Source organism: Arthrobacter sp. ISL-65, from assembly GCF_018613795.1.
Lineage (GTDB): Bacteria > Actinomycetota > Actinomycetes > Actinomycetales > Micrococcaceae > Arthrobacter.
Window position 1 is genome coordinate 46,292 of record NZ_JAGGPN010000032.1, and the last position, 20,445, is coordinate 66,736.

The 20,445-nt window shown below is 66.1% G+C and carries 21 protein-coding genes and 1 tRNA gene; 12 read left to right on the forward strand and 10 right to left on the reverse strand.

Going from position 1 to position 20,445, the window contains the following annotated elements:
* Window positions 1-69: 69 nt before the first annotated feature.
* From J7I85_RS13680 to J7I85_RS13695, 4 genes are read right to left on the reverse strand one after another with little or no spacing between them, the layout of a single operon-like run.
* Window positions 70-1,119, reverse strand: a complete 1,050-nt coding sequence (locus J7I85_RS13680; protein ID WP_214852505.1) for a sulfate/molybdate ABC transporter ATP-binding protein — start codon at window positions 1,117-1,119, stop codon at window positions 70-72.
* On the reverse strand, window positions 1,116-1,979 hold the full coding sequence (locus J7I85_RS13685) for an ABC transporter permease (protein WP_214852506.1): 864 nt from the start codon (window positions 1,977-1,979) through the stop codon (window positions 1,116-1,118). Before J7I85_RS13685 ends, J7I85_RS13680 begins: the two co-directional genes overlap by 4 nt.
* On the reverse strand, window positions 1,954-2,757 hold the full coding sequence (gene modA, locus J7I85_RS13690) for a molybdate ABC transporter substrate-binding protein (protein WP_214852507.1): 804 nt from the start codon (window positions 2,755-2,757) through the stop codon (window positions 1,954-1,956). Before modA ends, J7I85_RS13685 begins: the two co-directional genes overlap by 26 nt.
* Window positions 2,754-3,164 (reverse strand): molybdopterin-binding protein, encoded by a 411-nt coding sequence (locus J7I85_RS13695; RefSeq protein ID WP_214852508.1) that lies wholly within the window; start codon window positions 3,162-3,164, stop codon window positions 2,754-2,756. Before J7I85_RS13695 ends, modA begins: the two co-directional genes overlap by 4 nt.
* A gap of 130 nt (window positions 3,165-3,294) precedes the next feature.
* Between J7I85_RS13695 and J7I85_RS13700 the strand changes: the two genes are divergently transcribed.
* Both J7I85_RS13700 and J7I85_RS13705 read left to right on the forward strand, forming a co-directional pair.
* Window positions 3,295-3,639, forward strand: a complete 345-nt coding sequence (locus J7I85_RS13700; protein WP_214852510.1) for a PadR family transcriptional regulator — start codon at window positions 3,295-3,297, stop codon at window positions 3,637-3,639.
* A complete protein-coding gene (locus J7I85_RS13705) occupies window positions 3,636-4,022 on the forward strand; it encodes a hypothetical protein (protein WP_214852512.1) in 387 nt (128 codons plus the stop codon). Before J7I85_RS13700 ends, J7I85_RS13705 begins: the two co-directional genes overlap by 4 nt.
* An 18-nt stretch (window positions 4,023-4,040) precedes the next feature.
* On the opposite strand, the gene J7I85_RS13710 is transcribed toward J7I85_RS13705, so the two are convergent.
* A tRNA-Cys gene (locus J7I85_RS13710) sits at window positions 4,041-4,111 on the reverse strand.
* A gap of 159 nt (window positions 4,112-4,270) precedes the next feature.
* Between J7I85_RS13710 and J7I85_RS13715 the strand changes: the two genes are divergently transcribed.
* The gene (locus J7I85_RS13715) at window positions 4,271-4,786 is read left to right on the forward strand and encodes a flavin reductase family protein (protein ID WP_214852514.1); all 516 of its coding nucleotides are present in this window, start codon (window positions 4,271-4,273) and stop codon (window positions 4,784-4,786) included.
* Window positions 4,787-4,904: 118 nt separating this feature from the next.
* Here J7I85_RS13715 and J7I85_RS13720 read toward each other — a convergent pair whose 3' ends face one another.
* Together J7I85_RS13720 and J7I85_RS13725 are read right to left on the reverse strand one after the other, a co-directional pair.
* On the reverse strand, window positions 4,905-7,082 hold the full coding sequence (locus tag J7I85_RS13720) for a glycogen debranching N-terminal domain-containing protein (RefSeq protein WP_214852516.1): 2,178 nt from the start codon (window positions 7,080-7,082) through the stop codon (window positions 4,905-4,907).
* Between the two features lie 100 nt (window positions 7,083-7,182).
* Complete coding sequence (locus J7I85_RS13725; protein WP_214852518.1) at window positions 7,183-7,710, reverse strand: hypothetical protein; 528 nt, start codon at window positions 7,708-7,710, stop codon at window positions 7,183-7,185.
* Window positions 7,711-8,011: 301 nt separating this feature from the next.
* Between J7I85_RS13725 and J7I85_RS13730 the strand changes: the two genes are divergently transcribed.
* Both J7I85_RS13730 and J7I85_RS13735 read left to right on the forward strand, forming a co-directional pair.
* Complete coding sequence (locus tag J7I85_RS13730; RefSeq protein ID WP_214852520.1) at window positions 8,012-9,220, forward strand: aspartate transaminase; 1,209 nt, start codon at window positions 8,012-8,014, stop codon at window positions 9,218-9,220.
* A 50-nt stretch (window positions 9,221-9,270) separates the two neighbouring features.
* Window positions 9,271-9,948, forward strand: coding sequence for a 4-carboxy-4-hydroxy-2-oxoadipate aldolase/oxaloacetate decarboxylase (locus tag J7I85_RS13735; protein WP_214852521.1), 678 nt, complete (start codon window positions 9,271-9,273; stop codon window positions 9,946-9,948).
* A 146-nt stretch (window positions 9,949-10,094) separates the two neighbouring features.
* Here the strand turns inward: J7I85_RS13735 and J7I85_RS13740 are convergent, their stop codons facing one another.
* The 3 genes from J7I85_RS13740 to J7I85_RS13750 form a co-directional block, all read right to left on the reverse strand.
* Window positions 10,095-11,801, reverse strand: coding sequence for an HNH endonuclease (locus J7I85_RS13740; protein WP_214852522.1), 1,707 nt, complete (start codon window positions 11,799-11,801; stop codon window positions 10,095-10,097).
* Between the two features lie 177 nt (window positions 11,802-11,978).
* A complete protein-coding gene (locus J7I85_RS13745; RefSeq protein ID WP_214852523.1) occupies window positions 11,979-12,212 on the reverse strand; it encodes a hypothetical protein in 234 nt (77 codons plus the stop codon).
* 123 nt (window positions 12,213-12,335) lie between these two features.
* Window positions 12,336-13,259 (reverse strand): LysR substrate-binding domain-containing protein, encoded by a 924-nt coding sequence (locus J7I85_RS13750; RefSeq protein WP_214852524.1) that lies wholly within the window; start codon window positions 13,257-13,259, stop codon window positions 12,336-12,338.
* Between the two features lie 545 nt (window positions 13,260-13,804).
* Here J7I85_RS13750 and J7I85_RS13755 point away from each other — a divergent pair.
* The 7 genes from J7I85_RS13755 (at window position 13,805) to J7I85_RS13785 (ending at window position 20,431) form a co-directional block, all read left to right on the forward strand.
* Window positions 13,805-14,593, forward strand: coding sequence for a LamB/YcsF family protein (locus tag J7I85_RS13755; RefSeq protein ID WP_214852525.1), 789 nt, complete (start codon window positions 13,805-13,807; stop codon window positions 14,591-14,593).
* Window position 14,594: 1 nt separating this feature from the next.
* A complete protein-coding gene (locus J7I85_RS13760; RefSeq protein WP_214852526.1) occupies window positions 14,595-15,320 on the forward strand; it encodes an allophanate hydrolase subunit 1 in 726 nt (241 codons plus the stop codon).
* Window positions 15,317-16,330: a biotin-dependent carboxyltransferase family protein gene (locus tag J7I85_RS13765; protein ID WP_214852527.1), complete on the forward strand. Its 1,014-nt coding sequence runs from the start codon at window positions 15,317-15,319 to the stop codon at window positions 16,328-16,330. The genes J7I85_RS13760 and J7I85_RS13765 overlap by 4 nt, the downstream gene beginning before the upstream one ends.
* A 48-nt stretch (window positions 16,331-16,378) precedes the next feature.
* On the forward strand, window positions 16,379-17,719 hold the full coding sequence (locus tag J7I85_RS13770; RefSeq protein ID WP_214852528.1) for an MFS transporter: 1,341 nt from the start codon (window positions 16,379-16,381) through the stop codon (window positions 17,717-17,719).
* A gap of 30 nt (window positions 17,720-17,749) precedes the next feature.
* Window positions 17,750-18,505: an SDR family oxidoreductase gene (locus J7I85_RS13775; RefSeq protein ID WP_214852529.1), complete on the forward strand. Its 756-nt coding sequence runs from the start codon at window positions 17,750-17,752 to the stop codon at window positions 18,503-18,505.
* Window positions 18,506-18,580: 75 nt separating this feature from the next.
* Window positions 18,581-19,522: a 2-hydroxyacid dehydrogenase gene (locus J7I85_RS13780; RefSeq protein ID WP_214852530.1), complete on the forward strand. Its 942-nt coding sequence runs from the start codon at window positions 18,581-18,583 to the stop codon at window positions 19,520-19,522.
* 138 nt (window positions 19,523-19,660) lie between these two features.
* On the forward strand, window positions 19,661-20,431 hold the full coding sequence (locus J7I85_RS13785; RefSeq protein WP_214852531.1) for an SDR family oxidoreductase: 771 nt from the start codon (window positions 19,661-19,663) through the stop codon (window positions 20,429-20,431).
* Window positions 20,432-20,445 lie beyond the last annotated feature (14 nt).

Consider the following 20,445-nt stretch of genomic DNA (forward strand, 5'->3'; position numbering starts at 1 on the left):
ATCCGGATCGGCGGAGGCGCGATCATCCTGCCCGGCGTGACGGTGGGGGAGCTCAAGCCGCTTTGCATGCTATGCCGGATAAATGGCGATGGCCGTGGCTTTGATGACGAAGTGGACGGTCATCCCCGGCGTGAGTCCCAGGTCCGCCGAGGCTGCCGGGGTGATGTCCGCGGACAGGCCGCCGGCATGGACGCGGATCTGGTCGCCGTGGGGTTCCAGGTCGGTGATGGTGACAGCGAACGAGTTCCGCGGGCTGCCGTGCTCAGCACTCAGGAAGACCGAGACCGCCGTCGGCGAAAAGACGGCGACGCCGGCCTGGCCGGGGACGGCGCCGTCCTCGGGGTGGGCAGCGATGTCCAGCCCGCCGTCGGAAGTCAGTCCACGGTCGGTGATAGTGCCGGGGAGAAGATTCATGCCCGCCAAACCCGCGGCAAACTTGCTGCGCGGTTTCTCCAGGACCGCGCGGGTGGGCCCTTCCTCGGTGATCCGTCCGCCTTCGACGACGATGGCCCGGTCGGCGAGCATGAGCGCGTCCAGGACATCGTGCGTGATGACGATGGCCCGGCGGTTGGCGAGGACGCGCTTGAGGAGCCTGCGCAGCATGGGGGCGGCATGGATGTCGAGGGCCGCCATGGGTTCGTCGAGGAGCAGCAGTTCGGGTTCCGTGGCCAGGGCACGGGCGATGGCGACGCGCTGCGCCTGGCCGCCCGAAAGCTGGCCGGGCCGCCGGTCCGCGAACTCCGCGGCCTCCACTTCGGCCAGCCAGTGCCGTGCCGTCTGCAGCGCGCCGGCTCGGCTGGCTCCGGCCGCCCGGGGCCCGAAGGCGACATTCTCCAGCACGCTCATGTGCGGAAACAGCAGCGGCTCCTGGGCAAGCAGGGCTGTTCCCCGGGTGTGCGGCGGCAGGAAATGGCTGTTCCCGCCGTCGAGGTTGAACAGAGTCTTCTGTCCGAGCACGGCGTGCCCGCTGTCCGGGCGGAGGAGCCCGGCGATGATCCCCAGCAGCGTCGACTTGCCGGCGCCGTTGGGCCCCAGCACGGCGACGGTTTCGTCAGAGCCGAGCGTGAGGGAGACGTCGAAGTTGCGCGCCTGCAACGTGGCGCTGAGCGTGAAGGTCATTTTGTTCCTGCCTGTAACGGCAGCGCCCGGGGGCGCCGGTAGGAAAGCCCGACGACGGCGACCGCCACAGCGACCAGCACCAGGGAAAGGGCGACGGCGGCATCGGCGTCGGTTTCCCGCTGCAGGTAGATCTCCAGCGGCAGGGTACGCGTGACGCCCTGGAGGCTGCCGGCGAAGGTCAGGGTGGCGCCGAATTCCCCCAGGCAGCGCGCGAACGACAACACGGCACCGGAGGCGAGCCCGGGCAGTACCAGCGGGATGCTGACGCGGCGCAGCACCGTGGTGGGACGGGCGCCGAGGGTTGCCGCGACGGCCTCGTACTTGGTGCCCGCGGTGCGCAGGGCGCCCTCGAGGCTGACCACCAGGAACGGCAGCGCAACGAACGTCTGGGCAAGAACGACGGCGGTGGTGGAGAAGGCGATCTGGATCCCCGCCAGCTCAAGGCTCCGCCCGAGCAGGCCCTGGCGGCCGAACGTGTACAGCAGGGCGATGCCGCCGACGACCGGCGGCAGGACCAGGGGAAGCAGCACGAAGGCCCGCAGCAGGCGCTGGCCTGGGAAACTGGCACGCGCCAGGACGAGGGCCAGCGGCACGCCGAGTACGATGCACAGCACGGTGCTGGTTGCCGACGTTCGCAGGCTCAGGCCCAGCGCGGTAAGGGAGGGCTCCGAGGTGATGAGCGGGATGAACTGCCCCCAGTTGACCTTGGCCACCATGGCGGCCAGCGGCAGCAGGACAAACACGGCTCCTGCTGCCGCGAGGGCGAACACCCAGGGCGGAACACCGGTGTATCCGGTGTCCCGCCGGCCTGTTTTGCGGGCTGTCCAAGCCTTGCTACGGGGTGCCGAAGCCGGCGTCACTGAGGACCTTCCTGCCTTCGCTGCCGGTGACCATGGCGATGAAGGCCTTGGCCAGTTCCTTGTTTTTGCTGCTGCCCACGGTGGCGATCGGGTAGGTGTTCACGGCCTTGTCCGACTCACTGAACGGGATGCCCTTGACCTTGTCGCCCGCGTTCCGGACGTCGGTGACATAAACCAGCCCGGCGTCGGCTTCCCCTGAGGTGACCTTGCCGAGCACATCACTCACGGAGGATTCCTCGCTGACAGGTTTCAGGGTGGTTCCGGTGGCCTTCTCCACCGTCTCGGTGGCGGAGCCGCAGGGAACCTGCGGTGCGCAGACCACCACCTTTACGCCCGGCTTCGCCAGGTCCGCGAAGGAGCTGATCGACGCCGGATTGGCCGGCGGAACCGCGATCTCCAGGACGTTCGTGGCGAAGTTGCTTGCCGTTCCGTCGATGAGCTTGGCGTCGGAGAGTTTGGCCATGTTCCTGGTGTCGGCGGAGGCGACAACGTCGGCCGGGGCGCCCTGGGTAATCTGCGTGACCAGGTCCGAGGACCCGGCAAAGTTGAGCATGACCTTGGTGTCCGGGTTTGCGGCCTCGAACTCGGAGGCGATCTTGGTGAACGTCGTCTTCAGGGACGCGGCGGCGTAAATAGTCACGGTGCCGGTACCGGCCGCCGTCGAACCGCCGCTCTGGTTTGTGCCGCTCGCCGTATTGGAAGCGGCGCAGCCGGCCAGCCCGGCTGCGAGGACGCCGGTGGCCAGCAGGGCGCCGATGCGCACGCGGGTGACGTTCAAATGATGCTCTTTCCCTGGGGTGTTTCGATGATGACGGTGGTGGCTTTGACCACGGCGGTGGCCACGGACCCGAGTTCCAGGCCGAGTTCACGGACGGCTTCGCTGCTCATCAGGGAGACGACGCGGAAGGGGCCGCACTGCAGCTCCACCTGGGCCATGACCTTGTCCGCGGTGATGCCGGTGACCAGGCCAACGAACCGGTTGCGGGCAGAGCTGCCTACACGGGTGGGGTCCTCGGGCAGCTGCGCCTGGTCGCGGGCGAGGTGGGCGAGTTCAATTCCCTCGACGGCCAGCCGGCCGGAGGCGTCCTTGACCGGGGTCAAGGTCCCGTTCTCGGTCCAGCGGCGGACGGTGTCGTCGCTGACCCCCAGGAAACGCGCGGCTTCGGAGATGCGGTTTTTCGGCATGACACCATATTCCACTATCTGCGGAGATTTAGGGAGATTTTTAACGCAAATTCGACTTTTACCGCAGCTTCCAACGGTTCATGCGACAACAAGGATTGCCATCCGATCTAAGTAGTGCCACTATCTATCCATGGGCGCAATTGACTGGCAGCAGGAGCTGACCCGGGCTGCGCTCCCGCATGCAGTGCTCGCGCTCCTAATGAACGGTGAGATGCACGGCTACGCCATGATCGACGTGCTCCGCTCCGGAGGGTTCCCGAAGACCAAGGGCGGCACGCTGTATCCCTTGTTGCGGCGGCTGGAGGATCAGGGACTGGTCAGCCATGTGTGGCAGCACGACTCGGCGGGGCCGGGCCGCAAGCAGTTCGCCATCACCGGCGAGGGCCGTGCGGAACTGGCCCGCGCGGCGGACGCCTGGCAGCAGATGGACGAAGCACTCAGCAGGATTCGGATAAGCAGACAGGAAACCCCATGACGTACGAGCGCGACCTGGCCTTCAACCTTCGGATCCGTGGCATCTCCGAGCCGCAGATCGCCGAAACGCTGGAGGAGGTGCGGGCCCACGAGGCGGCCACCGGAACGCCGGCACAGGACGAGTTCGGGGCTGCACAGGACTACGCCAAGCAGTTCCCAAAGGGAAGGCGGCGGTCACGGGGAACGACAGTGACCACCGTCGCCGTGGCAGTATCCCTGGTGTACGTGCTGGCCGTCGTCGTCACGCCCTTCCTGGGCATTGACATCCGGGAGAGCGTGGGGCCAATAACGCTCCTGCCGGCGCTCGCCGTAATCCTGGGAGGCGTCCTCGTCGGTTTCCTGACCGACTACCTCCGCCCGGCGCCGTCGTCCTCCCGAACCTGAGCTGTCCTCTCGAACCGGACGTGATGGCGGGATTCGAACCCGCGTCAACGGTTTTGCAGACCGCTCCCTGTCCTCTCGGGCACACCACGTACCCGTAGCCTAGGCAAGCTCTGGCCGGGTGCGATTTTGTTACGCCTCGCTTCGGCCGGTGAAGCTGCGTTTCAGTGCGCGTCAGTACGTTGCAGCCGGGGTTGGGAAGCGGGCAGCAAGGTGCTTGATTGGGTCTACACGCTTCGAAAGGACTCGCCATGACGGAACTCTCAGACCTCAGCCCGCGTCGGATCCGCAACGTGCTGGGCCACTTCGCAACGGGCCTGACCGTGATCACTGCGGCCACCGAGAACGGCCCTGCCGGGTTCACCTGCCAGTCCTTTGCGTCGCTCTCACTGGAGCCGGCGCTGGTGACCTTCAGCCCGGCGCGGACCTCCAGCAGCTGGCCGCTGCTGCGCCGGGCGGGCCGCGTCACCGTCAACATCCTTCCGGCCGACCACCAGCACCTCGCTGCCCAGTTCGCGCGGTCCGGCGCGGACAAGTTCGCTGGCGTCGACCACTCTCCGTCACCCCTCGGCAACCCTGTCCTCGACGGCGCCCTGGCCTGGGTGGACTGCGAGCTGCACCAGGAGTACGACGGCGGCGACCACACCATCGTGGTGGCCGCGGTCCACGCCCTGAGTGCCCGTTCCGACGTCGATCCCCTTCTTTTTTTCAAGGGTGACTACGTCTCCGTGCAGCCACGGGTCAAAATCCTGGAGGGCGCCGCATGACACGGGTCAAGGCCACGTCGCGGCGGCGCGGCCGCCGGCACGTTCCGCCGGGCAGGGACGCCAAATGTACGGCAATCGCGACGGCGTGCGCCTCCGGACGGCTTGACCCCTACACCGGCTACCGGCCCCAGTTTTCCAGCCGCTCCCTTCGGCGGTGATCGGCCTGCTCCACCAGTTCTGACATCCATGGCCGGTGCCCCTGGTGGAGCGTCATCCCTTCAGGCAGCCCTTGGACGGACGGGACGGAATTGGCAATGTCGATGGTGATGCGGCCGCCGCCCAAGGGAGCGTTAGAGATGTGCAGGTCCCCAAAAGACTCGGGAAGAACTGGATCCATCCACACGCCACCGGCGGAAACGACCGGGTCATACCGCATCAGGCTCGTCACCAGCTGGATCGGTGCGGTCGCTGCCCAGGCCTGCGGAGAGCACGCCGTCGGATACGGAACAGGGGCGGCGAGCTGCTCCCGGCTAAAACCGCAGAACAGTTCCGGGAGCCGGCCGTCGGAGTATTCGGCCGCGTCCATGATGCCGGTGGCGATCCGCTGCGCCTCAGCAACGAAGCCATAGCGGAGGAGTCCGGCTGCGACGATTGCGTTGTCGTGCGGCCACACCGATCCGTTGTGGTAGCTGGCAGGGTTGTAGGCGCCCATGTCGCTGGCCAGAGTGCGCACGCCCCAGCCGCTGAACATCTCGGGGGACATCAGCCGCTTGGCCACCATGGGAGCCTTGTCCTCGTCAATGAGGCCCTGCAACATGCAGTGACCCATGTTCGAAGCGCAGGCATCCACCTGTCTTTTCTTGCCGTCCAGGGCAATGGCGTAGTACCCGCGTTCAGGGATCCAGAACTGTTCGTTGAACTGTTTCTTCAGCCGGGCCGCGCGGTCGGCGAGCTCATTACCAAAAGCCGTGTCCCCGGCGTCGTACGCCAGCCATGCGCGCGAAAGGTACGCGACGTACACGTAGGCCTGGACCTCGCAGAGTGCGATCGGCGGCTCGGCCAATTTGCCGTTGGCAAAGTTGATTCCGTCCCAGGAATCCTTCCAGCCCTGGTTGATCAGGCCCTGGTCGTTGAGGCGCTCGTACTCGACGAAGCCGTCACCGTCCCTGTCCCCGTATTTCATGATCCACTCGAGGGCGCGGTCCGCATGCGGCAGCAAGGCGGCGATCGTGTCCGCAGCGAAGCCCCAGCGGTTGACCGCCCCGAGCACCATCAGGAAAAGGGGCGTCGCATCGACGCTGCCGTAGTAGGCCGACTTGCCGCCCAGGGACAGCCCGCTGGAAACGTCGAGCCGGACCTCATGGAGGATCTTCCCCGGTTCCTCCTCAGTCATGGGGTCCACCACGGATCCCTGACGGTCTGCCAAAGTCTGTAGCGTGCCCAGCGCCAGGGACGGGTCCACTGGCATCGCCATGACTGAAGCCCAGAGCGAGTCCCTGCCGAACAGGGTCATGAACCAGGGCGCCCCGGCAGCTACCACGACGCGTTCAGGATGGTCGGGGTCCTCGATCCGAAGGGCACCCAGATCGTCGTAACTGCGGCGCAGGGTGCGTTCAACAGACCGATTGCCCATCTGCAGGACCGGTATCTTCGCCACCCAATCCCGCCGGCGGAGGTCCCTGGGGGACAAACCGTCGCCCTCGGAATGGACGAAAGCCACCGCCGAATCGGATCCCTCGGTGCTGGGCAGCACGGTCAAGACCGTGCTCCAGTGACCGTGCGCCGGTACTGTTGCCCGGTACGTCACAGTGTCCGCCGAAATGTCTGCACCAGGGGCCTGGACCACCACGCCCTTCCGGACGCCCTGCCACGCCGCACGAATGGTGAGCGTGCCGCCGTCGGCCTGCCGGTTTTCGTCCCAGCGCCGCAGGATCCGGGCCTCTTTCACCTCGAAAAGGTCCGCAAAGTCTGCGCCGGTCTTCAGTGCGATGACGCATTCTGCCGGCTCGAGCGAGTAGTTCCGGACGGTGACCTGCTCCTGGATGCCGGCCCCCACTTCACGCAGCCGCTCCACGATCAGCGGACTGTCGGCGTAGCTGTCAGAGCGGGGAACCCGGCCCACAAACAGTGCCCGGTACGGCTCCTTCGTCTCGGCCGCCAGCGGCTCAAGCGCCAGGCCATCAACGGTCAGGCTCCAGCCCGAGAGGATGCGCGCGTCCTGCACAAAGAGACCGTGCGGATGGTCGGCACTGATGTCCCCGTTCGGCAAGGAAATACAGAAGGATGATCCCTCGACCAAAGTGACCGTCCCGGCCCCCAAAGGGCCCGCCGCCGTATCGGCATTCCATCCAGCCATCGGGGCCACCTCCAAGCCACCAGCAACAGCGTGCAGTTTGACGCTACGCTTGCTTGCCCTGCCTAGCTAGGGCTTGACGGGCACGACGCCGGGTGCAGACTTACGCCGGGACGGCGCCGGATTCCGGCTGGACGCCCCACGTCATCTTCCGGATGGTCTCGCGCTGCAGCCCGCTGAGGGCGGCCAGCTCGTAGTCATCCAGAACTCCCCGCCGTCGTGCTCCTGCCAGGAGGTTCAGGCGGCGGTCTTCCAGGGTGGTCTTGGATTCTTCAAGTTCAGCCAGCTCCGACTTGAGCTGGCGGATCGAGGCAAGGTGCTGCTCCGCCGGTAGCCCGGACGGGAGAAGGTCGTCGGACGACAGGCCCACGGTGCGGACCGCCCAGCGGGAGAGTTCCGCGGCTTCGGCGAGGCGGGTGACCTTCATGCCGTCGCAGAGCGCCTGGGCGATCTGCTGGTTCAGCCGGACGGAGAGGGCGCGCATGCTGGTGGCGTTGAAGGAAATCCGCTGGCGGCTGTCCCGGAGCAGCTTGCGCGTCTTTTCCGCCTGGGCAGCGGCCTTGTCGGGTTTCGCGGTCCCGCGGTAGCGGTAGTAGCCTTCCCGGCGGTGGTCGCGGTGCAGAACAGCCAAGAGCACTCCTAGGTTCGGATTGACGTCGGACGGCGCCGGACGACGGAGCCGCTTCTACGGCACCTGCCCAGCGGCCCGACTTATGTAGAAGGCTAGGCAGAACAGGCGGAGGCGCGGAAATACCTATAGTGCGTGGAGCCATAACCAAAAAGTTTGGGTTGGGGTGCTTCGGCAAAGGACGACGGCGGTCCATAAGAGACGCTTATCCGTCCACGCAGATTAGGTCTTATCCAGACCGGCCGGGATTCCCTAGTGTCGAAGGGACGAGTATCGCTCCCTCCTGACTCCCTAGGAAGAGACCATGTCTGAATTTGAACCTGCATCGCGAGTGTCCCGCATCAAGCAATCTGCCAGCGTGGCCGCAGCGGCCCGCGTGCGTGAGCTGAAGGCAGAAGGGCGCCGGATCCTGGACCTGACGGTCGGCGAGCCGGACTTCGATACCCCTGAGCACATCAAGGCGGCGGCGGTTGAGGCGATCAGCAAGGGCGAGACGAAGTACACCTCGGTCACCGGCACGCCAGCACTGCAGAAGGCGATCCTGGAGACCATCGAACAGCGCACCGGCATCCACTACACCCCGGCTGAGATCACCATCGGCGGTGGCGCCAAGCAGGTGATCTTTACGGCGTTCATGGCTTCCCTGGACGCGGGCGACGAGGTTGTGGTTCCCGCACCATACTGGGTTTCCTACCCGGACATGGTGCTCGCGAACGAGGGCACCCCGGTGGTTGTCACCTGCGGCGAGGAGTCTGGCTTTAAGCTCACCCCCGAAGCCTTGGCCGGGGCGCTCAACGAGCGGACCAAGTGGGTCATCCTCAACACCCCCTCGAACCCCACAGGTGCTGTGTACTCCCCGTCGGAATTGCGGGCCCTGGCGGATGTCCTCGCGAACGTCCCGCAGGTTTATGTCCTGACGGACGAGATCTACGACCAGATCTACTTCGGCTCCGGCCGAATCCAGAGCCTGGTGGAGGTTGCTCCGGAACTCAAGGACCGCATCCTTGCCGTCAACGGCGTTTCGAAGGCCTACGCCATGACCGGCTGGCGGCTGGGTTACGCGGCCGGACCGGCACCGCTCATCGCGGCGATCAACAAGCTGCAGTCGCAGATCTCCTCCTGCCCGTCCTCGGTGAGCCAGGCCGCCAGCGCCGCCGCGCTCACCGGCGACCAGACCTTCGTGCGGGAAAGTGTTGAGGTTTACCGCAGCCGCCGCGACGCGGCGGTAGCCGCCCTGAACGCCGTCGACGGCCTTTCATGCGCGACGCCGGAAGGAGCCTTTTACGCGTATGTCAACTGCGGCGGCGCCATCGGCAAGACCGCCCCGGAAGGGAAGGTCATCGCCAACGACGAGGACTTCACGCTCTACCTTTTGGAGGCAGCCTCCGTCGCCGTCATCCAGGGCTCGGCCTATGGACTGGGCCCGTACTTCCGCATCTCCTACGCCACCAGCCTCGATGTCATTGAAGAGTCCATCGCAGCCATCGACAAGGCCGTCCGGGCCCTCAGCTAACCCCCGCCAACGGGCCCGCAGCTTACCCCCACTAAATGAAGGAAAATTCCGTGATCCACGTAAAGACCAACATCGAACGACCCGCCGCCGACGCCGTCCGCCGCCTGGCGCAGTTCTCCTCAGCCACGATCCACGAAGCACAGGGCCGCAAGGGCGCGCTCAGCTCCAAGATCAAGCCGATCGCCCGCAGCATGTCCTTCTGCGGTCCCGCCACCACTGTCCGCTGCGCCCCGCGGGACAACCTCATGCTCCAGGTGGCCATCCACTACGCCGAGGCCGGCGACGTTATCCTGGCCGCGGCGGGGGAGTACGAGGAAGCCGGCACGTTCGGCGACGTCCTCGGCAACGCCATGAAGGCCAAGGGCCTCGCCGGCCTGGTGACGGACTCCGGTGTCCGCGACACCCAGGACCTCATCGAGCTGGGTCTGCCCGTCTTCTCCGGCAGTGTCTCCATCAAGGGCACCGTTAAGGAAACCATCGGCCCGATCAACCACCCCGTGGTTTTCGGTGACGAGATCATCTACCCGGGCGACGTCCTGCGCGGCGACGCCGACGGCGTTGTTGTTGTCCGCAAGGACGAGATCGAGGAAGTCATCCGCCTTTCGCAAGAACGGGACGACGCCGAGCGCGAGCTCATCGGCCTCTACAAGGCCGGCGGAACCACCATCGAGCTGTGCAACCTCACCGAGGTGCTGAAGGCTAAGGGCCTGCTGGTGGAGCACGCGTAGGCGCGTGTTCGCGTAGCGGCATCGCCTCAGGCGGGACAGTCTTCTGTCCGGCCTGAGGCGTATCTTTGCTGCCGTGCTTCGCCTCTTACGCTTCGTTCTACTGTCTGTGCCCCCGGGGCCGCGGCATTGCCGTCCGGCCTCGCCTGTTACGGCGCTGGGCCGCCACGTTCGGGCTGATGTGTTTCGCGCACCCCGGTTCCGGGCCATCCAGATCCGGGTAGCGGCGGCGCCGTGGAGCGGTAGGTGTGGCCGGTGGGCGTGGTGAGTTCGATGGTGTGCCTTGGACCTGGTCTGGGCTCCACTTTCCAGCCGGGGAGTTCTTTGGTGTGGTTGCAGGCTTCGCACAGTCCCGCGCCGTTGCTCAACGAGGTGGGGCCGCCGTCGTGCCAGGGGATGATGTGGTCGTGGTGGCGGATTGGGGCGTCGCAGTAGGGCGTGCGGCAGGTGTCGTCGCGGATGTGGATGAAGCGGCGCAACGGTGCCGGGAAGAGCCGCCGTCGCGTGTCCATCGCGACGAGGTCCCCGGTCCCGGGGGCGGTGTAGAGCCGCCGGATCCAGGTCTTCAGCTCCTTGACGGCGGTTGAATCGACCTCGCGGGGCTGGCCGCAATCCGGTCGGCCCGGATGCTGGAACTGGGCGGAATGTTGTCCCTGCGTGATGAGATCGCGTGCCCAGTCTGCGGGGACGATGCCGTAGCCGGGTATCCGGGCGGGTTCGGTGTCGACTTGGAGGAGGGTGCGGTCTGTCATGACGAGGTTGAGTTCGATGCCGGTGATGCCGGCGGGGGTGCCGGTGGTCCGCTCGACCAGGGTGTCGGCCTTGATCTGGTCGCGGGAGCGCGGGTCCCCGGCGGCCCGGAGCTTGTCCGCGTGCCGGGTCAGCGCCGCGGACACGGCGACACCCTGCTGAACAGGCAGCAGCGCCGTCAGATACGTCATGCAGTCCGGCGCCGGGCGCAGGCTCACCCTCCGTTCCGACGCGGCATGGCTCGCCCGCTGGGCGACGGAGCGGGGATCCCGCCGGATGGCGGCCGCCCGGACCGCTGCCACCACAGTGCGGGTCCCGGCGCCAACGAACGTTCCGGTGTCGGCGGCGAGCTCCGCATCGACGGCGTACCGGTCCTCGACCGTCAAACAGGCGGTTTCTTTCGCCACGTACATGACGCGCTCTTCGTTGAGCTGTCCGGTGTCCAGCGCGGTCAAAGTGTGGGGCATCTCCATGAGCGCCTTGGCTGTTCCGAGCAGCCGGCCGCCCCGGTTTGGGGACTCGCCCCGGGCCAGCGCGATCTGCTCAGCCGCGCCCGTGCCCCTGTCTTTCCCGCGGTCCTTGCCCAGGTTCTCCGCGGCCAGTGGCGCCCGGTCCGTGGATTCCTGCCGGAGCCGGGCCTCGAAGGTCACGGAAAGCCGCGCCTGTTGCCCGGCGGCCCAGCTCTTGAAGTTCTCGTAGCCACGTATCTGGTCGATCAGCCCGGCACTGTCAGCCGTGAGGTCACCTTCCGGGAGAAACCAACCCGAGGTTGTTCCACGGTCCTGAGCGCAGGAACCAGAAGCGACGTGCCGGGAGGTAGCGGCGACGGAGGGAACGCTGGCGTCAAAAGGGCCGCCGTCACATTGGTCCTCGTCGAAAGGGCGGTTGGCAAACAGGGCCTGAGGAAACGGGTCCTCCGGAAATGATGCCGGATACACGGCTTCGAGGTCGTCGTCATTCGGAAGCCCGTTGTCGGAAAACCCGTCATCCGCGAACGCATCGAAGAGGAAACCGGCGTCATGTAGGTCCTTAGGAAAGGCGTCAGCGTGCAGGGCGGCGCCGTGCGGCGCCGCTGCTGTCAGTGCTGAATTCCCGATGCCTTCCATGGACACAGTCTGCCAATGGCCACTGACATTAAAAGGGCCGATCAGGCATCAGATGCGGCCGGGATCAAAAGACTTTCTGGAGCCATCTGAGAAGTGGAAGTGGGTAGCAGGTGAGGGCGTTCCCAGCCCTGGGAACGCCCTGTGCTGGTACCCAGTTGGGAGGCAGGGCAGCGCCGGTTAGACGCGGTGGGGGACCGGGTAGGCCGGGGCGCCGAAGACAGCGTCCTCCAGGTACCAGACCGTCGACCCGTCTCCGCTGACCGGCATGATGCTGCCCTCGAAAACGAAGATGGGCGCTGCGGACCGGTCCTCTGGCCGCCAGAAACCATTGGTCGGGCAGTGCGACCCGGTTTTGGCCATAAGCCCCACGCTCGGGTCAGAAGTTCTCCTGGCGGTGCTGATCTTTTTCATGGCTGGCTCCCCGTTGATTTGTTTGCGGAATATGAGTCACCGCAATTTTTGGCTTGCCACCAATATTAGAATCACGGGGGCGTGATTACTAAGACAAATGATGAGTGCCCTAATAAGCCAAACCTATGAGCGGCCGTACTTATCGTTGAGCATTTCCTGGAGCATTTCCTTCAGCACCAGGAGTACGGCCGATGCCGCCTCCGAGAGGGGATCGTGATCGGGTGTGCACAGCGCGATCTTGCACTGCAGGGCAGGGTCCACAATACGCAGGACGTGGAAGTCCTCTTCGTGGAACAGTGCGTCCGCAGCCGACTTGGGCAGGATGGTGGCCCCGAGGTCGGCACGGAGCAGCCGGGTCAGCGAGGGCACCGACTCCACCTCACCCACCAGCTGAAGTTTGAGGCCCTTGCTGTCAAAACCTGCCTCCACGGCCTGACGCAGCGTGTGGATCTTCTCCGGAAGGAAGAGCCCGTGCCGGGCCACCTCGTCTAGCATGATCTCGCCGTTCTCCGCGTTAACATCCGGCCTGGCGGCGTTAACCACCAGGTGCAGGTCCTCGACGATCATCGTGGTGAAAAGGACACCGCGGATGGGGCCCGGCTCGTAGATGAGCGCCATGTCCAGCCGGCCGTTCTTGATCGCCTCGCTCAGGACGCCGCCGTAGATTTCCGTGACGTGCAGGACGATGTCCGGGTACCGGCGGGCCACTTCGCTGATGATCTGCGGGGTGAGGCTCGATGCCATGCTGTAGGGCGCAATGGCAATGGACACGCGCCCAGACGGCGCCGCCCCTGACTTGGCAACGTCCACCCGGGCCTGCGCGACGAGCCGCAGGATGGACTGGGCATGGCGGTACAGCGTGTGCCCGGCAGCCGTGGGCTGCACGCCCTGCTTGCTGCGGATCAGCAGGCGCTGCTTCAGGTCTGTCTCCAGCGCCGAAACCTGCTGGCTCAGGGCCGGCTGGGCCACGTGCAGCGCAGCCGCGGCCTTGGTGATGCTCCCCGAGTCCACGATCTGTACGAAGTACGCAAGCTTCCTGGTATCCACGGGCGCCCTCTCTCTCTGCGGCGTCCTGAACCCGCAAGGTCATAACGGGATGCTATGGAGGGACACGCAATAGGTCTTTGTGTGATCCACATCGCTGACACTAGGTTGAACCCAGAACGCTATTTCATTAAGGGTACATTCTATCCCCCCGGGCCACATGCAATTTCCCGATGGGGTCGGATGCACTTTGCATAGGAATAGGTTTTATCGAAATAGGTGAATTGTTTTACATTCGCGAAATAAACGCCTCATATGTTCAATGCAACGAGGGTGGGCCGGCAAGGGCCGAACCCTCCTTAGCGGGAAGGAGACGGTCATGGACTCCACTGCGGCGGTGGTCATAACCGGCACCTATCCCGTGACACCGATTACGTCTTTGTGTGAGCCAAATCCCGGTGTCAGACTTTTTTCCAGAAGCCGGTAGCCCGGCAGCCCCGGAACGGAACCCCTCACAGGGCCAATTCGGACACACCTCATCACCAGCGCAGCTGATCCCTTTGCCCCGACGGGCAGGGCCGCAGCTAACCACCCCAGGAAGGCAGATAATGGGACCCACAGTTGATCTCGTCGCAGATCTCGGAGAAGGCTTCGGCGCCTACTCGATGGGCGACGACGCTGCCCTGCTCGAGGTGGTTTCCAGTGCCAACATCGCCTGCGGCTTCCACGCCGGTGACCCGGACATCATGCACGCCACAGTCGCCGAATGCGTCCGCCGCGGGGTCAGCATCGGCGCCCACCCGAGCTTCCCGGACCTGCGGGGCTTCGGCCGGCGCGCCATGGACCTGACGGCGGACGAGGTCCGCAACGACGTCTTGTACCAGCTCGGTGCCCTGAGCGCGTTCGCCGCGTACCACGGCACCACCGTTGCCCACATTGCGCCGCACGGCCGCCTCGGCAACCTAGTCGCCACCCGCGCCGACTACGCAGCGGCCGTGGCCGATGCCGCCGCCCGCCTGAACCCCGGCCTCATCGTCCTGGCACAGGACGGCGAACTGGCCACCGCTGCCGCTGAACGGCAGCTCCCCGTGGGCATCGTCGGCATCGCCGACCGCGCCTACGAGGCCGACGGCACCCTGGTGCCGCGGGGCCGTCCCGGCGCCGTGATCCACGATCCTGCCGCCATCGTTGCGCGCACCGTGCGGATGGTCTGCGAGGGGCTCATCGAGACCGTCGCCGGCACGGACCTGCCGATTGTGGCCGACACCGTCCTCCTGCACGGGGACACGCCCGGCGCGGTGCAACTGGCCCGCCAGGTACGCGCCGAACTGGAGAACGCCGGCGTGACCATCGCCCCGCTCGCCCAGGTGCTGGCCGCCAAAGTGAAGGCCGCCTGAGATGGCTGCCACCCCAAAACCAACTCCGGTGGAGATCTTCGAGTCCGGGGATTCGGCCCTGCGGGTCGTTGCCTCCTCCGCTGACACGGAGGCCAACTGGAGCACCGTCCATTCCCTCGCGCAGTGGCTTGAGACTGCAGGGGCCGACGGCGTACACGGCGCAGTGCCGACGTACGATTCTCTGCTCGTGGAATTCGACCCCGGGGTCACCTCTGCGCGCCAGGTCCGGGCCTTCGTCCTCCTAGGCCTGCGCCAGCTGGAGCACGTCGGTGCACCCGCCCGCACGGCTCGCGAATTCAGCGTCCCGGTGGTCTACGGCGGCGAATACGGCCCGGACCTCGAGCGCGTTGCCGAGCACCAGCAGCTCTCCGTGGAGGAGATCATCGCCCTGCACACGGCCAAGTCCTACGTCATCCGTTGCCTCGGCGCCCCTGCCGGCTCGCCCATGATGGACGGCCCTGATTTTCCGCTCCCCGTTCCGCGGCTGAAGGACCCCCGGCTGTCTGTTCCTGCCGGTGCCGTGGCCGTCGCCGGCCGGCAGGCAGTCATCGCCCCGGCGGTGGCGCCGGGCGGATGGTGCGTCATCGGCCAGACCCCGCTGACCGTTCTTGACGCCGCCAGCGAACCGCTGGTTCCCTACCTTCCCGGCGACCTCCTGACGTTCCGCCAGATCCAGCCGGAAGAGTTCGCGGACTACGCGGGCCGGAAACTGGAGGCAGCACGATGAGCGGGTCGTTGATCATCCAGCAGCCCGGAAACTCCGTGGTCACGGACATGGGCCGCTTCCGCGGACCCCGGTTCGGGCTTCCCGTCAACGGGGCACTCGACCAGTTCTCGGCACGGGCGGCGAACATCCTCGCCGCCAACGCAGACAACGCCCCGCTGCTGGAAATAACCGCCCTGGACTTCCGCATGCAGGCCACCACCGACCTCCTCATCGCCGTCACCGGCGCACCGCTGACGCTCACCGTCGGCGGGCGCGAATGCCCGCAGTGGGAACCGGTGTCCGTACGTGCCGGGGAAACCGTGGCGGTGCGCCGTATCACCGGCGGGCTCCGCTCCTACCTTGCCGTCCACGGTTCGGTGGAGGCACCGGAACTGCTGGGAAGCTGTGCCCCGGATACGGTCATCGGCTTCGGACTCCGGCTTTCCGAGGGCACGGAGCTGAAGACCTGCAGGAGCGTCGGACCCATCCGGCAGCCATACTTTGACCTTCCGCTGTTCCGGCTGGGGCTGACCCGGCCCGAGTTCAGCAGCAGGGCGGTCATCGACGTCACCGACGGTCCGGACGTTGACGAATTCGGCGAGACGGCAGAGCTGCTGTTCAACACCGAATACACCGTCAGCGCCCGGAGCAACCACATCGGACTGCGCCTCGGCGGGGTGCTTCCCGAACGCCAGTCCACAGCCGAAGTGCTGTCCCGCGGCGTCCCCATGGGCGCCATCGAGGTTCCCTCCCGGGAAGAGCTGCTGGTGCTGCACCGGGGACGCGGCGTCACCGCCGGGTACCCCGTTCTGGCAGTGGTCACCAGCCGCTCGCTCGACACTCTTGCCCAGGCCCGCCCCGGGCACGCCATCACCTTCCGCAAGACCACCGTCCCCGAAGCCACAGCAAAGCATCGGGCCGCAATAAGGGAACTGGAAAACCTCCGTTCCCGAGTCAGCACAATCTTCGCCCTCCTTGGCATCGGCAAAGAGCCCGGATGGCCGGAACTCGTACCGGCAGCCGGCAGCTAAGGATCACCGATGACCTCCCCTCGAACTAAGTCCAAGTTAGGAATGAAAATGTCTACACCAACGCGTGCGAGTGCACCGCAGCATGACCGGCTCGATGCGAGGCAGGCCCGGAAAGTAGTGACCGCCGGGTGTGTCGGAATCTTTGTGGAGCTCTACGACAACGGCATTTTCGCCTTCATGGCCGGAACGCTTGCGCTCGTGTTCCTGGCTCCCGGCAACCCGGACAACGCACTGCTGTTCGTCTTCGCCGGCTACGCCATATCCTTCTTCGTCCGCCCCCTCGGCGCCGTCGTCTGCGGCATCCTGGGAGACAAGATCGGACGCCAAAAACTCTTGGTCTTCGTCATCCTGCTGATCAGCGTCGCCACCGCCGGCATCGGGCTCCTGCCCGCCTACTCGGCCATCGGCATCGCGGCCCCCGTGCTGCTTGTGCTGCTTCGCCTGCTCCAGGGCTTCTCCGTCGGCGGCGAGGCTGCCGGCGCCATGACCTTCCTCGCCGAACACGCCCCTGAAGGCAAGCGCGGCATCATCACCTCCTACGCCCAGATCGCTTCCTTCGCTGCCCTGCTAACCGGCACCCTGGTCGCCTTCTCCATGTCGCCCTGGCTCACGCAGGCAGCGATCGACGGCGGCGGCTTCGGCTCGTTCGCGTGGCGCATCCCGTTCCTGGTGGCCATCCCGATGGGCGTCATCGGCTGGTACATCCGCAAGGCGATCAGCGACACTCCCAACTTCGTAAAGCTGAAGGAAGAAGGCGGGCTGTCCAAGAACCCGCTGAAGGAAGCCTTCGCCTCCGCCGAACACCGACGCGCCATGCTCCTGGCCCTGTTCATTCCGCTCATGAATGGCTCCGGCTACTACGTCCTGTTCTCCTACATGCCGACGTTCCTTAAGGGCAAGCAACTCAACTTCACCATCGCCGAAGCCCTGCTGGTCACCGCCTGCAGCCTCGTGGTCATCTGCATCGCCATCCCGTTCATGGGCGCCCTGTCCGACCGCATCGGACGCAAGAAGGTCATCGCTGGCTCGGCAATCGCCATGGCCGTCCTCGGCATCCCGTCCTACGCCCTCATCGCTACCGGCGAGATGGCCCTGGCCATCCTGGGCGCCTGCATCATGGCCATTGTGTTCGCCGGTCACACCGCGGTGATCCACATCCTGATCGTGGAACTGTTCCCCACCCGCGTCCGGTACTCGGCCTACGGCCTGGGCTACAACATCTCCTCGGCACTCTTCGGCGGAACCGCCCCGCTGCTGATGACCTGGCTGATCTCGTCCACGGGCAACGTCTACATGCCCGCGTTCTACGCCGTCATTACTGCGCTGGGCACGCTGGCGGCCGTCAGCACTGTCAAGGACCGCGCGCACCTTCCGCTGCGCGACGCCTAACACTTACCACTGCAATAACAGGAGACTTAGATGCCGTTTTCAGACTACTCAACCGCCCTCGTCACCGGCGCCTCAACCGGGATGGGTGCCGCGATCGCCGAGCGCCTCGCCAAACGGGGACTCACCGTCCACGCCGTGGCCCGTAACGAGGAACGCCTGAACGACCTGGCCGACAAGACCGGCGCCATTCCCCACATCGTCGACCTGACCGACACCGCGGCGCTGGCCGCCGCCGTCGGAGATCTCGAGGTCGATGTCCTGGTGAACTGCGCCGGCGTGTCCCGGCCGGGCAACATCTTGGACTCCTCGGAGAGCGACATAGACGAACTCATTGACGTAAACCTCCGCGGCCTGCTTCAGCTCACCCGGCTGGTCCTGCCCGGCATGGTGGAACGCGACCGCGGCCACGTCATCAACATCAGCTCCATCGCCGGCGTGTACAACTTCTACGGCCACACGGTCTACCACGCCACCAAGGCCGCCGTGCACCAGATCTCCCGCCAGCTGCGCAACGACACCGTGGGCAAGCGCATCCGCGTCACCGAGATCTGCCCCGGACGCGTCGAGACGGAGATCTTCGGCCGCAACATGGGCGGCACGCCCGAGGCCATGGAAGAGGCCTGGAATACGTACTACGAGGGCTACGAATCCCTGACCACCGACGACATCGTCAACGCCATGGACTACGCCATCGAAACACCCCGCCACGTGAACGTGGGCATGCTGGAACTCATGCCTACCTTCCAGGTCCCCGGCGGGCTGACGTTCGACCGGCGCCAGGCCTAAAGTTGCCAAGGGTGGGGCCAGCCAGAGCGGCCCCACCCAATTCACCACCCGCTCTCCAGAATCGATAGGTTTCCGATGCAACCAGTACGCACCGTCAGCTTCCCCGACCGGCAACTGCTCGCCGATCTCTCACCCCTCCCCGAGGGACTGAGGGGTGTCGTCTGGGACATGAAGGCGGAACCTGAAGACGCAGCGCTGGGAGAGATCGACGGCGTCATCCTCCCTTACATCAACTCCGGCGCGGTTCTCGGATCGCTCGCCCAGGTGGACGAACTGAAGTTCGTCCAGACACAGTCCACCGGATACGACGGCGTCATCGAGGCCGCCGGTCCGGTGGCCGGCGTGGCCAACGCCTCCGGCGTGCATGCGGCGGCGACGGCGGAACTGGCGGTGGGTTTGATCCTCGCCAAACTGCGCGGCATCGACCAGGCCGTCCGTGACCAGCAGTACGGCCTCTGGCGGCCGGAGCGGCGCCAGTCCCTCGCCGACCGCCGCGTGCTGCTGGTGGGCGTCGGCGGGATCGGGCACGAAATTGCCCGCCGCCTGGAGCCCTTCGAGGTCACGGTTACCCGGGTGGGAAGCTCGGCGCGGACCGACGAGCACGGCGAGGTCCACGCCTCGGCGGACCTGGCCGCGCTCGCCGCAACGCACGACATCCTGGTCACGGTGCTGCCGCTGAACGACCACACCCACCGCCTGATCGGCGAGGAAGTCCTCGCTGCCCTGCCCGACGGTGCCCTCGTGGTGAACGTGGGCCGCGGCCCGGTAGTGGACACGGCAGCCCTGACTAAGGAAGTCCTATCCGGCCGCCTGCAGTGCGCCCTCGACGTCGTCGATCCGGAACCGCTTCCGCAGGACCACCCGTTGTGGTCCACGCCCAACGCCCTCATCACGCCCCACGTTGGCGGCAACGCGTCGGCCTTCCAGCCCCGGATCCTGAAGCTCCTGCGGCAGCAGCTCGAAGCCCTGGCCGCGGGACAAACCCCGGCCAACCTCGTGCAGCGCGGCCCGTTCTAAGGAACTGGCCCCTTCCAACGAACAGCGCGAACGGACACTTGAGGCCCCGGCCGCAGGGGCCTCAAGTGTCCGTTCGCGCCAAAATGCTGAACCACCATTTCGCGCACTGCGCAGACCGCGGCGAAGGAGCTGCTCTTCATGACTTCACTTTTTGATTTGACTGGGCGGGTTGCCCTGGTGACTGGTTCGAGCCGGGGGATCGGTAATGCGTTGGCGCGGGCTTTGGCCGATGCCGGCGCGACGGTGGTTTTGAACGGGGTGAATCCGGAGCGGTTGAAGGCGGCGGAGGCGGTGATGGCGGCGGAGTACGCGCCGGGCCGGGTGCACAGTGTGGCGTTTGATGTCACGGACGACGCTGCGGCCGCGGCGGGTGTGGCGTGGGTCGAGGAGCACGTGGGCCCGTTGGAGGTCCTGGTGAACAATGCCGGGATCCAGCACCGGGTGCCGATGCTGGAGCTGGACGTGAAGGACTGGGAGCGGGTGATCTCCACGGACCTGACCAGCGCGTTCCTAGTGGGCCGGGAGGCGGCCCGGCACATGATTCCGCGCGGTCACGGGAAGATCATTAACATCTGTTCGGTGCAGACGGATTTGGCCCGGCCCACGATCGCCCCGTATGTGGCGGCGAAGGGCGGTTTGCGGAACCTGACCCGGGCGATGACCGCGGAGTGGGCGGGATCGGGGCTGCAGATCAACGGCATCGCGCCCGGGTACATCCATACCGAGATGACGCAGAACCTGGTGGATGATGAGCAGTTCAATGCCTGGATCCTGGGCCGGACCCCGGCGGCGCGGTGGGGCACGGTGCAGGATTTGGCCGGGCCGGCGGTGTGGCTGGCCTCCAGCGGGTCTGATTTTGTGAACGGGCAGACGATCTTTATCGACGGCGGAATGACGGTGGTGGTCTGATGACACACACAGAA

What these genes read in the sequence shown, in the direction of transcription:
- J7I85_RS13695 (WP_214852508.1), bottom strand. Translation starts at nt 3,164, where the DNA reads ATGCCGAAAAACCGCATCTCCGAAGCCGCGCGTTTCCTGGGGGTCAGC.
- J7I85_RS13755 (WP_214852525.1), top strand. Translation starts at nt 13,805, where the DNA reads ATGGGACCCACAGTTGATCTCGTCGCAGATCTCGGAGAAGGCTTCGGC.
- J7I85_RS13770 (WP_214852528.1), top strand. Translation starts at nt 16,379, where the DNA reads ATGTCTACACCAACGCGTGCGAGTGCACCGCAGCATGACCGGCTCGAT.
- J7I85_RS13775 (WP_214852529.1), top strand. Translation starts at nt 17,750, where the DNA reads ATGCCGTTTTCAGACTACTCAACCGCCCTCGTCACCGGCGCCTCAACC.
- J7I85_RS13730 (WP_214852520.1), top strand. Translation starts at nt 8,012, where the DNA reads ATGTCTGAATTTGAACCTGCATCGCGAGTGTCCCGCATCAAGCAATCT.
- J7I85_RS13680 (WP_214852505.1), bottom strand. Translation starts at nt 1,119, where the DNA reads ATGACCTTCACGCTCAGCGCCACGTTGCAGGCGCGCAACTTCGACGTC.
- J7I85_RS13760 (WP_214852526.1), top strand. Translation starts at nt 14,595, where the DNA reads ATGGCTGCCACCCCAAAACCAACTCCGGTGGAGATCTTCGAGTCCGGG.
- J7I85_RS13700 (WP_214852510.1), top strand. Translation starts at nt 3,295, where the DNA reads ATGGGCGCAATTGACTGGCAGCAGGAGCTGACCCGGGCTGCGCTCCCG.
- J7I85_RS13745 (WP_214852523.1), bottom strand. Translation starts at nt 12,212, where the DNA reads ATGAAAAAGATCAGCACCGCCAGGAGAACTTCTGACCCGAGCGTGGGG.
- J7I85_RS13765 (WP_214852527.1), top strand. Translation starts at nt 15,317, where the DNA reads ATGAGCGGGTCGTTGATCATCCAGCAGCCCGGAAACTCCGTGGTCACG.
- J7I85_RS13720 (WP_214852516.1), bottom strand. Translation starts at nt 7,082, where the DNA reads ATGGCTGGATGGAATGCCGATACGGCGGCGGGCCCTTTGGGGGCCGGG.
- J7I85_RS13780 (WP_214852530.1), top strand. Translation starts at nt 18,581, where the DNA reads ATGCAACCAGTACGCACCGTCAGCTTCCCCGACCGGCAACTGCTCGCC.
- J7I85_RS13715 (WP_214852514.1), top strand. Translation starts at nt 4,271, where the DNA reads ATGACGGAACTCTCAGACCTCAGCCCGCGTCGGATCCGCAACGTGCTG.
- J7I85_RS13785 (WP_214852531.1), top strand. Translation starts at nt 19,661, where the DNA reads ATGACTTCACTTTTTGATTTGACTGGGCGGGTTGCCCTGGTGACTGGT.
- J7I85_RS13705 (WP_214852512.1), top strand. Translation starts at nt 3,636, where the DNA reads ATGACGTACGAGCGCGACCTGGCCTTCAACCTTCGGATCCGTGGCATC.
- J7I85_RS13740 (WP_214852522.1), bottom strand. Translation starts at nt 11,801, where the DNA reads ATGGAAGGCATCGGGAATTCAGCACTGACAGCAGCGGCGCCGCACGGC.